The sequence below is a fragment of the Chryseosolibacter histidinae genome (assembly GCF_018598225.1).
GTDB lineage: Bacteria > Bacteroidota > Bacteroidia > Cytophagales > Cyclobacteriaceae > Chryseosolibacter > Chryseosolibacter histidini.
This window is the reverse complement of the sequence record NZ_JAHESF010000003.1, coordinates 1-16,361: the sequence shown is the minus strand read 5'-3', so window position 1 is coordinate 16,361 and position 16,361 is coordinate 1. Positions and strand designations below refer to the sequence as shown.

12 protein-coding genes are annotated in these 16,361 nt (G+C 51.8%); 7 read left to right on the top strand and 5 right to left on the bottom strand.

Annotation, left to right across the window (positions count from 1 at the left end; genetic code table 11):
* Positions 1-292: 292 nt before the first annotated feature.
* Positions 293-1,291, bottom strand: coding sequence for a helix-turn-helix domain-containing protein (locus KK083_RS03530; RefSeq protein ID WP_254160741.1), 999 nt, complete (start codon positions 1,289-1,291; stop codon positions 293-295).
* A gap of 272 nt (positions 1,292-1,563) precedes the next feature.
* On the opposite strand from KK083_RS03530, the gene KK083_RS03525 reads away from it, so the two are divergent.
* The 4 genes from KK083_RS03525 to KK083_RS03510 all read left to right on the top strand — a co-directional run bounded on the left by KK083_RS03525 (position 1,564) and on the right by KK083_RS03510 (position 5,508).
* The gene (locus KK083_RS03525) at positions 1,564-2,223 is read left to right on the top strand and encodes a GIN domain-containing protein (protein WP_254160739.1); all 660 of its coding nucleotides are present in this window, start codon (positions 1,564-1,566) and stop codon (positions 2,221-2,223) included.
* Positions 2,224-2,323: 100 nt separating this feature from the next.
* Complete coding sequence (locus tag KK083_RS03520) at positions 2,324-3,454, top strand: sensor histidine kinase (RefSeq protein WP_254160737.1); 1,131 nt, start codon at positions 2,324-2,326, stop codon at positions 3,452-3,454.
* A gap of 5 nt (positions 3,455-3,459) precedes the next feature.
* Positions 3,460-4,188, top strand: a complete 729-nt coding sequence (locus KK083_RS03515) for a LytR/AlgR family response regulator transcription factor (protein WP_254160735.1) — start codon at positions 3,460-3,462, stop codon at positions 4,186-4,188.
* 243 nt (positions 4,189-4,431) lie between these two features.
* Positions 4,432-5,508, top strand: coding sequence for a hypothetical protein (locus KK083_RS03510; RefSeq protein ID WP_254160734.1), 1,077 nt, complete (start codon positions 4,432-4,434; stop codon positions 5,506-5,508).
* A gap of 146 nt (positions 5,509-5,654) precedes the next feature.
* Here the strand turns inward: KK083_RS03510 and KK083_RS03505 are convergent, their stop codons facing one another.
* The 4 genes from KK083_RS03505 to KK083_RS03495 form a co-directional block, all read right to left on the bottom strand.
* Positions 5,655-6,851: an efflux RND transporter periplasmic adaptor subunit gene (locus KK083_RS03505; RefSeq protein WP_254160733.1), complete on the bottom strand. Its 1,197-nt coding sequence runs from the start codon at positions 6,849-6,851 to the stop codon at positions 5,655-5,657.
* Positions 6,852-6,856: 5 nt separating this feature from the next.
* Positions 6,857-8,086, bottom strand: a complete 1,230-nt coding sequence (locus KK083_RS32620; protein ID WP_317195209.1) for a TolC family protein — start codon at positions 8,084-8,086, stop codon at positions 6,857-6,859.
* Positions 8,083-11,274, bottom strand: coding sequence for an efflux RND transporter permease subunit (locus tag KK083_RS03500; protein WP_317195208.1), 3,192 nt, complete (start codon positions 11,272-11,274; stop codon positions 8,083-8,085). The genes KK083_RS32620 and KK083_RS03500 overlap by 4 nt, the downstream gene beginning before the upstream one ends.
* 102 nt (positions 11,275-11,376) lie before the next feature.
* Complete coding sequence (locus tag KK083_RS03495) at positions 11,377-11,691, bottom strand: DUF6660 family protein (protein WP_254160732.1); 315 nt, start codon at positions 11,689-11,691, stop codon at positions 11,377-11,379.
* A gap of 251 nt (positions 11,692-11,942) precedes the next feature.
* Between KK083_RS03495 and KK083_RS03490 the strand changes: the two genes are divergently transcribed.
* From KK083_RS03490 to KK083_RS03480, 3 genes are all read left to right on the top strand, one after another.
* Complete coding sequence (locus KK083_RS03490; protein WP_254160731.1) at positions 11,943-12,287, top strand: PadR family transcriptional regulator; 345 nt, start codon at positions 11,943-11,945, stop codon at positions 12,285-12,287.
* A gap of 10 nt (positions 12,288-12,297) precedes the next feature.
* The gene (locus tag KK083_RS03485) at positions 12,298-14,925 is read left to right on the top strand and encodes an ABC transporter permease (protein WP_254160730.1); all 2,628 of its coding nucleotides are present in this window, start codon (positions 12,298-12,300) and stop codon (positions 14,923-14,925) included.
* Between the two features lie 104 nt (positions 14,926-15,029).
* The gene (locus KK083_RS03480) at positions 15,030-16,196 is read left to right on the top strand and encodes an acetyltransferase domain-containing protein (RefSeq protein ID WP_254160729.1); all 1,167 of its coding nucleotides are present in this window, start codon (positions 15,030-15,032) and stop codon (positions 16,194-16,196) included.
* Positions 16,197-16,361: the final 165 nt, after the last annotated feature.

Genomic DNA, 16,361 nt, shown 5'->3' with positions numbered 1-16,361 from the left:
GCTCAGGATAAATTTTTATTCCGTACTTCGAAGCAGCCAAATGCAGGTTTCACGTAAAGACTACAAAGAAGGCGTATCTTCCTCTGAAGCCGTCCTCCTTAGCGATGCAGGTGTGATGGCATGGGAGAGCGAAGGATCCCCAGTTCGCGTACTGCGTACTTAATTCGAGAGCATAACACTTTCTTGGGCACGCTGTCAAATGGGGATCCTTCATTCGCACATTCCTACGCACGAGCCAACATTCAGGATGACGGCGAAAAACGAAGCGCTCCTTTGCGTGAACGGTATTTAACTACGTACTGGCTTTGGATTGTCTGTATTGCGAAGGTGTCATCTGTGTGATGCCCTTGAAGGCGAGGTTGAAAGAGGTAACATTTCCAAAACCACAGTCGTAGGCGATGGTCTCGATCTTTTCTTGTGCGCGGTTGGGGTCGGTCAGTAAAGCTTTTGCTTTTTCGATGCGGTAGTGATTGACAAACTCGGAGAAGTTCTTTTGCTCGTTCTCGTTGATGACCTGCGAGAGATCACGCGGGCTTACGGAAAGTTTTTCGGCTACGGTCTTCAACGTGATGTTGCTGTCGAGAAAGAGCTCCTGTTCCCCGAACAGCGCTTTTACCTGCTGGAGAATTTTTTTGGAGGCAATGTTGTCCATACCGGAGCTACTGTATTTTTCAAGCGCGAAAACATGGCGCTTCATCAGCAGGAAAGTAAAGATGTAGATGAGGAATGAAAAGAAAACGGCACCGAGAATATACAGGGGAATAAGGGTGGCAAAGATGCCCATGTACAGCAGCCAGATGAAGGTGACACCCGCTATGATGTTCCGGTACCACGATTGCAATCTTGCGCCACTCAGCTCCTGAATAATATATCTCCAGCAGATGACCAGATATGCGGCCAGGTGCACGAATACCATCGCATAGATCAAACCTGATACAAGGTCGCCCCGGTTGGGAATGAATCCAGCCAATGAGAAGAAAAGTATAAAAGGAACCAGGTGAAAGTAATCCCTGGTAAGGAAGGTTCTTTTTTCAAAAAGCGCTTTGCCATAGAACCAGAGGCACGGTCCTGATAACAGGAGTCCGGAGATCGCGAGGTTACGCAACCACGGCGCTACGGGCATGTAACTGAGAAATACGGACTTGCCGATGCGAAGGGTGATGCCGAGCAACGCGAGGGCCAGGAACAGGTTGGTCTTTTTTTCTTTCAGTGTAAAAAGATAAATGCACAGGAGCAGGGCCTGAGCCACACCCAGAGAGCTCAGAACAAGCGCGACGTTTTTGGCTGACATTCTATATTCCGATTACAGGAGAACATTCTGAAGATGACGCTATCCTGTGACTTAGGCGTTAAAAATATATGTTGGATCTGTGAAATGACAGCAAAATCACAAGATAATATTATAGTGAGCACCCTCAAAGGGTTGTTCTGCGAGCGGTACGGCCGTGGACTGTCGACTGTGGACCGTGGACTATTAACATGTAAGATTTCCTTTTTAATCGCCTGATTTATGAGGCCAGGCAGCGGTTACAAAAGCAGGTGAAAGCCATATCCATTCACTGTATGAAAATATCTGCCATTTTCTCGCTGGCCCTGATTGCCGCTACTGCATTTCTCCTGATCGGCTGTGGCGATCCGAAAGAATTTCCCCCGAAAGCACTGCCACCATTCAACAAGATCAGCTCGAACGGACTTGTCACCTTCAACCTGGTTGCCGGTGCCGAGAACATGGTGATCTCTACGTCCATACCTGAATCGATGTACAGCGCCGGAGGTGGCCAGCTGAATATAAATGGTATCGGCAGGATGACCATCGCCGTCAGAGACATTAAAATACTCTCCTGCAACGGATGTTCTGTGGAAAACGATGGGCCGCTGGTGGCCGACACGCTCAACATGTATGTGCACGGTGGCTCTGTGGATCTGAAAGATATCCAGATCAACGGCTACCTCGGCCTCAATGCCGCGAACAGTGGAACGTATAAGTTTTCAGGTACCTCAAATTTTTTCTATGTCTCCAATAGCAATGCTGCAATCGTCAAAGCATATGGCCTGGTAACAGACAGCACCTACGTTAATTCATCCGCTGTTTTTGATACCGAAGTTCATGCTACCAAAGTGGTGAACGTGTTCATCAACTCCATGGGCAGTGTGTTGTACAAAGGTAATCCACCCATCGTCAGGCTTACGGCTACCGGGACGGGGAAGCTGATCAGGAAATAGTCCACAGTCGACGGTCCACGGTCCACGGCTGTGCGGTGTAAACGTGAGCAACGTACCTCGTACCTCGTAAATCGTACTTCGAAAATCGTACCTTTGCCTCATGGAAAACATGTCGCAGCCGCCATCGCGGATCAAGTTTACAACGCACCTGGTTGGCTGGATGATCTTCTTTTTTGCGCCCGTTATACTTTCACCCGTACGCGACATCGGCACCTACTTCTCCGAGCCCGGCGTCATCAGCTCACTGGTGGTGCGCAACATTCTACTGATATCGCTCTTCTATGTCAACCTCTTTTATCTCACACCGAAATTCTTTACGGCAAAAAAACCGCTGACCTTTTTCGTGAGCATCGGCATCCTGATCTTTATTGTAGGTGCTGCCAATTTTTATATTCACGAAATGCTGGCGGGTCCGCTGGAAGGTCCGCCTGATCGTCCGCCGGGTCCACCTGACATGCCTCCCGATGGATTTGGTCCAGGCCCGCGCGACGGTGCTGGCTCCGGTCCGCATCACAGGCGCCTGATGCTGGCAAGCCCTTTCTTCTCAAGTCTTTTATTAAGTGCGCTGGTTGCAACAGCAAGCACGCTTTCGGTGATGTGGAACAACTGGGTGCAGGCAAGGGCCGAAGAGCAGGAACGTACGTTGCAAAAAGTAGCGGCTGAGCTATCGGTGCTCAAGCTCCAGATCAGCCCACATTTTCTTTTCAATACGCTGAACAACATCCGTTGGCTGGTGCGCTCTAACTCTGAATATGCCGAGCCTGCATTGGTGAAACTTTCGCAGTTGCTCCGGTACGTGCTCTACCAGTCGGGGCAGGATCAGGTGCCCCTCGAAAAGGAAGTGGCGCACCTGCAGGATTATATCAGCTTGCAGAAAATGCGACTGCCTGAGAACAGATCGCTCGACTTTGCCATTAAAGGTGAGCTGCAGCATAAAAGGATTGTACCGCTGTTGCTGATTCCTATCGTGGAAAACTTTTTCAAACACGGTGACTTCAGCAACGGTGCTGCAAGCATCATCGAGCTGACGGTTGATAATAATCAGCTCGCCTTCAGAACGGTGAACAGGATCTCGCGGAAGTCGCCCGAAGGTGAGTTCGGCGGAGAGTCGGGTATCGGCATGGAGAATGTCAAAAGACGACTGGAGCTACACTACCCCAAGAACCATGTACTGAAGCGTTACGCGGAAGACAATAGCTATTTTGTGAACCTCGAGATCAACCTTTTCTGAGAACTATGGCTGAGCAGGAGAAATACAAAATGCGGTGTATGGCGGTTGATGATGAGCCTTTCGCGCTCAGGCTGATCGCTGACGACATCCGCAAAGTTCCCTTTCTCGAATTGGTGAGAACGTGCCCCACGCCCATGGAGGCACTCGATCATCTGAGGAAAGATCCGGTTGACCTGCTGTTCCTGGATATCCAGATGCCTGTGATGAAAGGCACCGAGTTTCTCAGGATCCTTGACAAGCCGCCGCTGGTCATCATCACCACAGCCTTTGAACAGTACGCGCTGGAGGGTTTTGAGCTGCATGCCATCGATTACCTGGTGAAGCCCATTCCATTCGAACGTTTTCTCAAAGCCGTGACCCGCGCCCGTGATCAGTACCTGCTGCTGCATGCAAAGACAACGGAAAAGCAGGATGGCTCTTTCTTTTTTGTGCACTCAGAATACAAGAAGCTCAAAATATTCCATCACGAGATCCTGTACATCGAAGGGCTCAAAGATTACGTGAAGATCTTCCTCACCGCGCAGAGCCGTCCTGTGCTCACGCGCCTGAACCTAAAAGCCATGGAATCAAAACTTCCCGCAGAACAGTTCTGCCGGATTCACAATTCCTACATCGTCTCATTACCAAAGATTACGTCCACCCAAAAATCACAAGTATTCATCCAGGATACCGCCATTCCCATAGGTGATAAATTTGCCGACGCGTTCCTTAAAAAATACAGAGCAGGGATTTAACCAGGATTAATAGGATTAAAGGATTAGCTGGACTAACGCGATAACAGGATTTAACCAGGATAATGATGAGAGAATAGGGATTGTTGCATCTTGTCAATGCTGTTAATCCCAAAATCCTGTCCATCCTATAATCCTGTTAATCCTGGTCGGTTGGTCGACACATTTCGGCTATCGAACTACACACCCAGATACCAGGGTAATTTTTAAGCTTTCCCGGCGTATTAAGCCTAAACAATATTTTCTATGAGATACCTATCATTAAAATTATTTCTGTTTGCGCTTGGTGTAGCGCTGGTGGCGGGATGCGATAGTGAAGACTCACTTTCGGCGAATGAGACGGGCGACGAAGGGACGACTGAGCTGATCGATGTGGCGCAGACTTCGGGGCAGCTTGCCAGTGGAACGAGCTTCAGGATCAGTGGAAGCAGCACTGACAGCACCGGTGCACCGCCGCCCAAGGGAAGGCACGGTCATCACAAACCTTACCGTGGAATACTTGATGGCGTGAGTCTGCTGGCACCTACCAATGAGCTGCTGGCCATTGTTGATGCGGAGAGTGCAGGCGATTTCAGGGGGCTTCGCATTTCGGGCAATGGTGGTGCCACCATCACGCACTACAATGCCGATGGTGAGGTGGTGCAACTTTCTGTTCCCAAGGCAGGCGGCCCGAATGGATGCAGCTTCAGCGGGAAACAGTTTCCAGGTTATGATTCACTCTTGTCTACGATCGCGAAAACGGTGATCGATTTTGGCGACGGAGTCACCTTCAACCGCGATACCATCTCCATTACCCGCGCGGGTAAGATCATCATTACCAGGAGTGGAGATGCTTCCAGCAACACGGAGATCACCACGTTTGAAGATTACTCTGTCAACGGTGCGAAGATCGAAGGAACAAGGACGCGGGTCAGCAATTACGATGCAAGCACCGGTTCGGGAACATCTGTGACAACTGTGAGCGATGGCAGGATCACGTTTGCGGATGGCACCGTTACAACCTGGACCAGCGACAAAGCGCGCACCACCAGCTTCACCCTCGATGCAACCACCGGCAAACCAGTCAGTGGTACTATCATCACGGAAGTGAGTACAACCATAGCTGTTGCCGATGGTTCGGTATTGTATTCACATAAGACAACTGCTCCCCTTGTTGAGAATATCGCCTGCAGCCGGCGCAAGTTTGGCCCCGTGAGCGGCACACTCGAAACACTATATGGTGACGATACCGTGATCGTCGATTTCGGCGATGGATCATGCGAGAACCGGACGATCACAATCACGATCAACGGCGTCACCACTACGAAGACGATAGGAGGGTAAAATAAGTAGGCAGTAGGCAAATCCCGATATATCGGGACAGTAGGCAAAATTTGATTCCAGGGTAGCCGGTGTTGTTCCAGTTCGAAGTGAGAGATGATTGCTTGCTCGGTCTATTGCCTACTGCCTTTTTGCCTACTGCCTACTAATTAATGTGCGTGCCCCTCTTCTTCACTATTCTTCATTTTAGAAAGCAACGCATACGCTCCTTTCACAACAATGTTCGTTTCCTTGGTAATATTCTCTGGTAACATCACTTCTGTATATCCCAACTCGCTGTTGCCAGTCTGGACTTCTATGATCTGGAAATGCTGACCGTCTTCAGCGGCTCCGTCACTGTGTCCTTCTTTTTCCGCTGCTTCAATAAAAATGTATTTCTTTCCCTGAAAATCAACGATGGCTTCATTCGGTAAGGCCGCAACTTTGGTGCTGCCGGCTTCCACGATGGCCTTCAGGTACATACCCGGCAGCAGCTGAGAGTCTTCCTTGTCGAGGTGGCAGTGGATACGGATGGTGCGGTCTGTGCTGATCTCTCGGCCGATCAGGTACACGGTTGCCATGCGCTCAGCCGTTTCGTTGGCCAGCGTGAAACGAACCTTTTGCCCGATCCTGATCTTGGGAACATCCTTTTCAAAGATGATCAGCTCCGCGTGCAGGTGGCGGGTATCTACGATCTCGAAGATCACATCCGTGGGATTGACGTACTTGCCGATGTTCACGTTCACCTCCGTTACATAACCGTCTATCGGCGCATACAGGTTGATACGGCCCGTGATGTTGCCTTCCTCCAGCGACTTGAGGTTGATGTTCAGCAACTGAAGCCGTGCTTTGAACGCGTTGGTCTTAGCAAGCCACGTCTCAAAAGTTGTGCGGGCGTGCTGCAATGTCTTTTGTGAATTGACATTTTCCTGGGCAAGCTCCTTTTGCCGTTCGTAGTCGGCGCTGGCAAAGCTGAGCTGGCTTTTGGCTTCGAGATAGTCTTGCTGGATCTGGATATAGTCAGGGTTCTCGATCACGGCGATCACCTGTCCTTTTCTCACCCGCGAGCCCTGCAGCAGCTCTGTGTCTTTCAAAAAACCTCCGAGTGGAACGGATATGCTGATAAGCTCCTGGGGCGGCACGTCGAGATGGCCATTCACTTTGATGGTGCCGCTGATCTGTTTGTCTTCAACATGGCCGGTCGCCACGCCCGTGGTTTTCATCTGCGCATCGGTGAACTCAACAATATCGCTCTCTTCGTCATGATGTGTTTCCGCAGCAGCGGCTTCTTCGCGTTTATCGTTTCCGCAGGAAAAAATTACGGTGGCGCTAATAATAATATACAATAGGAATCTGATCTTATTCATGGTTTTCATTTCGAGTGGAGTTGATTGCCTGAAAGAAATTCTATGGTGAAAATCGACTGGTTGTAGCTGTTCAGGGTGCGCAGGTAACTTTCCCTGATGGCGATGGCATTTTTAACGCTTAATAAATATTCAGTGAAGCCGATCTCGCCGTTCTGAAAGGAGAGGCCCGCATGTTTGAGGATGAGCGCTGAATTCGGTAGTGCCGATGCCTTGTAATACAGCAGGCTGTTCCTGTTCTTCCTGAACTCCTCAACCGCTTGTTTCATTTCGCCTTGTATGAGTAGCTGCTGATACGCAAAGGCAGACTGTGCGGACTGTCGGTTGTATTCGGCAGCTTTAATGCGTGCGGCGTGGGGCGTGAACCAGAGGGGTAACGAAATGCCTACCTGAAATCCATGAAACCGCTTGTCGCTTCCGAAGTACTGCTCCTGGTTGTTGATGGTCTGGTAGCCGATCAGTGTCTGTGTGAAGAAGCCCACGGTGAGATCGGGCACAAGCCGGGCACGCTCCAGGCGTTTTTGGTTCAGCGAGATCTCAACCTGCTGCCTTGAGAAAGACAATTCCGGATTCGCGGTTATGGACGTATCGACTGACGCCTGCATTTCCTGGAAGGCATCCGGTATTACATCCCACTGTTGTGTGCTGTTCAGCAGCATTTGCAGCCTGTCTCTGTAAACTGCGATGTCGGCCAGGTTCTCCCGTAGCAGGTTTTTCACCTGGTGGGTTTCTGCTTCCGCGGTGACTTTTTCAAGCAGGTTGGTTTCCCCTGATTGGAAACGCGCCGACGCCGCCTTCAGCAAGCCTGCATAGAGACTGTCTTGCTGTTGAAGCAGGTCGTGTCTTGCCTTTAGGAACGCCAGGTGATAGTACGTTTGCTTTACCTGGAAGATCAGCTCATTCTCAGTGCTGGCTCTTTTGAGCTGCGCTGCAATAGCCTGTGACCTGTTCAGCGCAGCCTGGCTTCCGAATGCAGTGAACGGAATGGTTTGGGCTATCGTGATATTGTTGTCGTTCCTGGCGATGCTGTTATACTGGCCGTATAACAAACTGACTTCTGTTTTGGGCAGGTCGATTGAAGCCTTCCGCAATTGTTGCTGCTGGTCTGCCGTCAGGGAGGCAGCGCGGAGCATACCGTTGTTCTTCACGGCTTCCTGTACGGCTTCCGTGATCGAAATGACCTGCGCTGAAACCGGAAGGCAGGCAAAGGATAAAATAAAGATGATGAATGTTTTCATGACTGATATGTTGAGGGCCTTGAGCCGATACGTTCGAAGTAGGTATATAAAACGGGGAGCACCACCAATGTAAGAATGGTGCTGGATACAAGTCCTCCGATCACAACGGTAGCGAGCGGCTTCTGTACCTCGGCTCCGGCGCTGGTGGCGAGTGCCATGGGCAAAAAACCGAGTGAGGCTACCGCCGCCGTCATCAGCACAGGGCGAAGACGTACACGTGTTCCGTTGAGCACTATGCGGTGTAAATCAGTGACCCCTTCACTTTTAAGCCTGTTGAATTCTGCGATGAGCACGATGCCATTCAATACCGCCACGCCGAACAGGGCAATGAAACCAACGCCTGCCGAAATGCTGTAGGGCATACCTCTTAGCAGCAGGGCCAGCACACCACCGATGGCCGCCATAGGGATGGAGAGGAAGATCAGTACTGACTGTTTCACCGAGCGGAAGGTGAGGAACAATAAAATGAAGATCAGCAGCAAGGCCGCCGGTACTGCGATGGCGAGCCGGGCCTGTGCTTCGCGCAGGTTCTCGAACTGGCCTCCGTACACAGGGTAGTAGCCGGGTGGAAAGGAGACACCTTCTTCGATCTTTTGCCGGATCTCTTTCACCACACCGTCAACGTCGCGGCCCCGCACATTGAAACCTACAATGATCCTGCGTTTGGCGTCCTCGCGTTGGATCTGGTTTGGCCCCATCCTGAATTGAATATCGGCAAGCTGACTGAGCGGGATCTGCTCGCCACGCTGATTAGTGATAAATAGATTTCTGACATCTTCGATCTGCTGCCGGCTTTGCTCATGAAGCCTCACCACCAGGTCGAACCTTCTTTCACCTTCAAAGACCAGGCCGGCAGATTGTCCTGCGAAAGCAGTGTTGATGGTCTGGTTCACGGAAGCGATGCTGGCCCCGTATTTGGCGAGCTCATCGCGGTTGATGTTGATCACGATCTGCGGAAGCCCGCTCACTTCTTCCACGTAAAGGTCACGGGCGCCGTCCACTTTTGAAACGATACCCGCCACAGCTTTCGAAAGCCCTGTGAGCACCTCGAGGTCTTCACCGAAGATCTTCACGGCAACATCCTGGCGCACACCGGTCATCAGCTCGTTGAAACGCATCTGGATCGGTTGCTGAAATCCGAACGTCACTCCCGGAACTACTTCCAGCGCTTCCGCCATTTTTTCCGTCAGCTCTTCACGGCCCGATGCTTTCGTCCACTCCTTTTTGTCTTTCAGAATGATCATCAGGTCGCACGCTTCAATGGGCATGGGGTCGGTGGGGATCTCCGAGGAGCCGATCTTGGATACTACTTCTACAACTTCGTCAGGGAACTCACGCAGGATCACTTCAGCGGCTTTTTGTGATGTCTCTACGGTATACGACAGGCTGCTACCTGTAAGCACCCGTGTTTCCACCGCCAGGTCACCTTCCTCGAGCGTCGGCAGGAATTCTCCTCCGATGTTCAGGAACAACATGAAGCTGACCACGAACAATGCAACGGAGATCAGCACCGTGATCAGCCTGTGCTTCAGCGCGCCGTTGATCACAGGCTCGTATAACCTGTGAAAGAAGTCCATCATACGATCGGAGAAGTTGCGCTTATGGTGTGGCTCCTTGCTGAGAAATGCTGCCGACATCATGGGCACATAAGTAAGCGAAAGAATGAAGGCGCCGAGAATAGCGAAGCCTACCGTCTGGGCCATGGGGCGGAACATTTTTCCTTCAACCCCGGTGAGCGCAAGGATAGGTAAGTACACGATCAGGATGATGATCTCCCCGAAAGCAGCGGAGGTCCTGATCCGGGAAGCCGACGTGTACACCTCGCTGTCCATCTCTGTTTGCGTAAGTCTTTGTGTAATGGTACGAAGGCCCAGGTGATGCATGGTGGCTTCTACAATAATGACAGCGCCGTCAACGATGAGCCCGAAGTCGATGGCCCCCAGACTCATGAGGTTGCCTGAAACGCCGAACGCATGCATGAGCGATACGGCAAAGAGCATGGCCAGCGGGATCACCGAAGCCACGATCAGCCCAGCCCTGAGGTTGCCGAGGAAAAGCACCAGCACGGCGATCACGATCAGCGCACCTTCGATCAGGTTTTTCTCTACGGTACCAATGGCGCGACTCACCAGCTTGCTGCGGTCAAGGAACGCGTCGATCTCGAGACCTTCGGGCAATGTTTTTTCGATCTGGGTGATCCGTGCTTTCACGCGGTTCACAATCGCGCTGGAATTTTCACCTTTCAGCATCAGCACAATGGCGCCCACTACTTCTCCTTCATTATTATAAGTCATGGCACCATAGCGGGTGGCGCTTCCATAACGCACCTCTGCCACATCGCGGATCAGCACCGGCACACCGGAGGCGGTATTGGCCACCACGATCTTACCGATGTCGTCAAGCGAGCCGATGAGTCCCTCGCTTCTGATGAAATACGCTTCAGGTTTTTTATCGATATAAGCGCCTCCGGTATTCTGGTTGTTCTGCTCCAGTGCCGTGAAAATGGCGGAGATGCTGAGGTTGTAACTGCGCACCTTGTCGGGATCAAGCGCGATCTCATATTGTTTCAGGTGGCCGCCGAAGCTGGCCACATCGGCTACACCCGGTATTCCCAGCAACTGCCTTCGTACGATCCAGTCCTGGATAGTGCGTAGCTCCATGGCGGTATACTTGTCTTCAAAACCTTTTTTCGGTTTGATGACATACTGGTAGATCTCGCCCAGCCCTGTGGTGATGGGCCCCATCTCAGGTGTGCCTACACCAGGAGGGATCTGTCGCGCCGCTTCTGTGAGTCGTTCGCTTACCTGTTGCCTGGCCCAGTAAACGTCGACCTCGTCACGGAAAACAATGGTAACCACTGAAAGACCAAAACGTGAGAAGCTCCTGATCTCTTCAATGTCAGGAATGGTGGCCATGGTCTGCTCCACCGGGTAGGTAACGAGCCGCTCGATGTCCAGCGCCGACTGCGAAGGAGCCGTGGTGATCACCTGCACCTGGTTGTTGGTAATATCCGGCACCGCGTCAATGGGCAGCTGTGTCACGGAGTAGCCACCCCACACGATGAGAAAAAAGGTGAACAAGCCGATGGCCAGCTTATTATGAATGGAATAATGAATGATCTTGTCTAACATAAAACTATGAATGATGAAATACACATCGGCAAAAGCGATGATCGGTTCAAACCGCATTGGCGGAATGTATGGTTAGGCCATACCTTGAACGGAATGCTTGCCTTGGATCTTAAAATTGCGGATCAGCTCCTTGTACTTCAGGAGTAAATCAGAAGAATGTCAGGCGATCTTGGGCGGCTGCCAGATAGAGACCGCACGTGTTTGAATACCAGGAGTTCTTAGATCGCAACGCTGTTCTGCGAGGCGTACGGCCTGGAAGTCAAAAAAGTAATAGGAGGGTTGCTGGATCTGTGCCCTGCAGCAGCTGCAGATACAAAAGGGTGAGCAAAGATCCTGTTCGGCATCCGAGTGCGCATGGCCATCTGTATCGATCACCGCGATGGACGACTTCACCTCATCCACACACGTCTGACCGTCTGTGCACGGATAACATGCGAGACCCGCAATATAAAAGGCGTATAGAATGATGATCACCCTCACGAAGCAAAGATAGGGACGAAAGGGGTGCAATTGGGTTGCATTTACTGGAAAAGAGTCCACAGTCCACGTAGCAACCCTTTGAGGGCTTTTCAGGAGGCAGTGGCTCATTTAAGTTGATGCCACATGTATAACCCTCAAAGGGTTGTTTCTCGGTTGTGTTGTCGACTGTGGACCGTGGACTATATTTGTAATATTGACAAATACGAAACAAATAATTATCTTTAGGTATACCAAGCATTTTAGCAATGAAAGGAACCAATCTCGGCGAACTGGAGGAAATCGTTTTACTGGTGGTAGGCGTGTTGTTCGATGATGCGTATGGAGTGGCCATCCAGGAGGAGCTGCGCAAACGCTGCGATCGAAAAGCAACGCTCAGCACCATTCACGTAGCGTTGCATCGCCTCGAAGAAAAAGGCTACCTGGAGTCGCGGCTCGACGGCGCTACGAATGAACGCGGTGGTCGCAGGAAGCTGCTTTTCCGCGTTACAAGATCGGGTCAGAAAGCGCTGGCCAATGCGAGAGATATGCGCAATGACCTCTGGCGCGCCATTCCCAAAGCAGCCTTTGCCAATAGTCTGGTGATGAAATAAAACACTTTATATGAGCACGTCATCGCGTCACGAACCTCCACAGTGGGTGAAACGGTTCCTGGGCATGTTCCTGGAGCCGCGGTTGCTGGAAGCCAGCCTGGGTGATCTTGAAGAAAAGTTCCGGAGCAAGCTGCAGCGCAACACGCCGCATTGGAAAACGAAGCTGCTCTACACTCTGGAAGGACTGGGTTTTATGCGCATGGCGCGCCGCCCCAGGAATGCGGGAGTCCAGACCACCATCAACATGATCAGCCATACGCTACTCTTCTTTACGCGCCTGGTGAGAAAAGATAAAAGCTACTACCTCGTGTCGCTGCTGGGCCTCATGCTGAGCCTCGCTTCTTTTCTCTTCATCATGATGTTCATCAACGATGAGCTTGCCTACGACAAGTTCCACGAGCGGCACCCCCGGATCTTCAGGGTGGCGGCACACCTGAAGTCGGGTGATGTGGAATTCAACATGGCGGCCACACAATTTCCCGCGGCACAGGCGCTGCAATCGGAGCTGCCGGAGATAGAACAGGCAGTGAGAATTTTCAAAACGGATCCCATGCTGCATTATGGTGATAAAAAATTCCAGGAGCGTGTGGTAATGGCCGACAGCAATTTTTTCGATGTCTTCACCTTCCCGCTCATTGTTGGCGATGCTGAAACGGCAATGAACGAACCCGCCAGCATCATCCTCACGGAGCGCGCAGCAAAAAAATACTTCGGCGATGCCAACCCCATTGGGAAAACCTTGCTGGTCGACGGACAACAACCGCTTGCCGTCACGGGAGTGATGCGCAACGTGCCGGAGCAATCGCACATCAGGTTCGATGCAGTTGTTCCCCTCACGCTGCAGCTCAACCAGTGGCGAAGGGAGACAGGCCTTGAAGGAAGAGAGAACAAGTGGTACTGGTATGGCGCCTATACTTATATTATGCTGAAAACGGGCGTAGCACCTGACCGCGTGCGCGCCAAACTTCCGTTGGTGGTCAACAAATATTTCCCGGAGCGCTTCAGGCCCGATGCGTGGCTCGAGCTTCAGCCCGTGGCAGACATTCACCTGAACTCAAATCTCGCGCAGGAGCTCGAACCCGGTGGCAACATCCTGTATGTGCGGTTGTTCTCGATCGTTGCCTTTGTGATCATGATTGTGTCTTCCATCAACCTCATCAACCTCTCTTATTTCAAGATCACCAGCCGCACCCGCGAAGTAGGCATCCGTAAGTTCCTCGGACAAAACGCCATGAGGATCATCATTCAGCTTTCCATAGAGAGTATCCTGATCGGTGTTACAGCCTTCGTGCTGGCCGTGATCCTCTGCCAGATCTTTATTTCGGATTTCAACCTGCTGGTGCAGAAGAACCTTTACCTGTGGACAGCGCCCAACGGTATGATCATGGGCGGGTTGCTGGCACTGATCATTCTCATTTGTATCGTGGCAGTGGTTCGTCCCGCCATCCGGTATGCCATGCAGGCTTCGAGCTACCTGTTGCTGCAGCAGTACCGCAGTCCCGATAAGGCAAGGCTCCGGAATATCCTCATGGGCCTCCAGGTCTGCTTTTCATTTGTGCTGCTGGTGTTCTCGTTCATCATCAGTCGGCAGATCGATTTCTTCAGGAACAAAGACCTCGGTTTTGACAGGCACAATATCGTGCTCGTGAATATGAACGAGGACCTGTGGCCCAAGCTGGAAGCATTCAAGACCGAGCTTCAGAAAAGTAAGGATATCGTGGAGGTTTCCGGCGGACCTGTTCCCGGCACAGGATGCAACACGTGGCGGTTTGTGCCCGAAGGCGGATCGTATGAAAAACCGGTGATGATGCCGTTCGCGTGGGTGGATTACAAATTCCTGTCGGCCCTGAAAATAAAACTGCTCATGGGCCGCGACTTCGATCCTGAGGCAAAGTACGATTCGGCATGGCCTTTCATTATCAACCGGCGCGCTGCCATCGAGCTGGGCTGGCTTGACGATCCGTTGAACAGAACGCTGGAGGTATTTGCCGCCGGCACCACGAAGATCATGGCAAAGGGCATCGTGATCGGCGTGATCGAGGATTACCACTTCGAGTCGTTGCACGGACCTGTGAAACCCATTGTGCTTACACCCGATACTGGTTTTGGAACCGCCATCATCAGGGTATCAGGCACCTCGCCCGAAAGTGGTATTGCTTCGATCGGCGCCTTGTGGAAAAAATTCTCTGACAAACCTTTTGAATATGAAGCCCTCGACCGGCAGCTGGAAAGACTGTACGACAAGGAGAGCCGGCTTAGTAACGTGATCCTGTTCTTTACGGTCATCGCCCTTTACCTTACATGCTACGGCCTCTTCGCCATGAGCTCGCTGCTCTTTAGCAGCAGGCTGAAAGAAGTCGCCATCCGCAAAGTATTCGGTGCCGATCAGATGACCATTGTGCGGCAGCTTTATACGCGGTACGCCGTGTTCAACCTGATCGCTATTGTTGTGGGCGTGCCGATCGCCATGTACCTGGGCAACCTGTGGCTGCAAACATTCCAGTACAGGATAGACCTCGACTCGGCGCTGTTCATCAAGGCTGGCGTTTGCATCCTGCTCGCGGGGCTGCTCTCGGTGAGCTATTACCTGGCCAGGGTGGCGTTCAGCGATCCGGTGAGATTCCTGCGCCGGGACTAGTCGTCTGACCACTGCTGGCGCGGGTAGTCGCCTGACCACTGCCTGGCGCGTGGCCATGTGCGCAGTGGTCCGAAGACTCAAGGAAACAAACCTGTTCTATCGATATGGAAACATCAGTACTTCCCACAGCGCTAAAACATCCCGACAGCTATCGGGAAACAAGAACGCGGATCCATTCCATCGACTTTTTACGCGGCGTGGTGATGGTGCTGATGGCCATCGATCACGCCCGTACTTTTCTCCATGAGAGCTTCTATCAGTTCAATGCTGAAGACCTTACCCAGACCACACCGGTGCTTTTCTTCACGCGGTGGGTTACCCATTTCTGTGCGCCCGTATTCATTTTTCTTGTCGGCACTTCTGCCTACCTCATGCAGCAGAAGGTGCAGTCTAAAAAGCAGGTGTTCCGGTTCCTCGTCACGCGGGGGCTGTTGCTGGTGGCGCTCGAGCTAACGCTTTTCCGTCTGTGCTGGCAGTCACCCGCTGCTTTCTTTCAGCCTTTCATCTCGCTGCTGGTGATCTGGGCTATTGGCGTGAGCATGATCTTTCTGGCATTCCTGATCTACCTGCCCTATCGTGCTGTGCTCGTCTTTGGACTACTTGTGTTGTTCCTGCACAACACCCTGGGAAATATCTCTTTTCCTGAGGGCAGCGGCATGGCAACGTTCTGGGCATTTTTCTATCGCGGCGGAGTGGGATCGCTCCCGGGTGGTATCGGCGTTTTCTTTTTATACCCCGTGTTCACGTACTTCGGGCTGGTGGCGCTGGGATATTGCCTGGGGTACCTCTACTCAGGAGAATTTACGATAGAACGCAGAAAGGTGCTGCTGACGGGCCTTGGCGCTGGTGCCATTGTGCTGTTCATCGTGTTGCGATATTTCAATCTCTACGGAGACCCGCGCCCCTGGGAGGCGGGTAAGAATGCCTTGTACTCCTTCATGGCATTTCTGCGCACCACCAAATATCCGGTGTCGTTATTGTTCGCCCTGATGACTCTGGGGCCTGCGCTGCTGGCCCTCGCCCTGGTAGAAGGGGTGAAGAATGCTGTGGTCAGGTTCTTCGTTACCATAGGGGAAGTGCCCATGTTTTACTATATCCTTCACCTGGTGTTCACGGCGGCCACCGCGCATATCATAGGGTTCAACCGCTACAACCTGGTGGCCGTATACGGTTTTTTTGTCTCGCTGGTGTTTGTTCTTTACCTGCTGTGCCGGTGGTATTCGGGTTATAAACGCCGCCATCCGGAGAAAAAATGGCTCCGGTATCTCTGAAGAAAAAACTTTTTTTCCCTCGGAAAACTGCCGCGCACAGAGACGTTTCATGTCATTTCTCCTATGAAAAGCCGATCCTCCAATCGCCTCAGGATCTCGTCATGACCTCATTTTCCCTATGAAAAACGCTGAAAAGTCCCGTGCTGCAGGCTTTTAGCAGAAGGC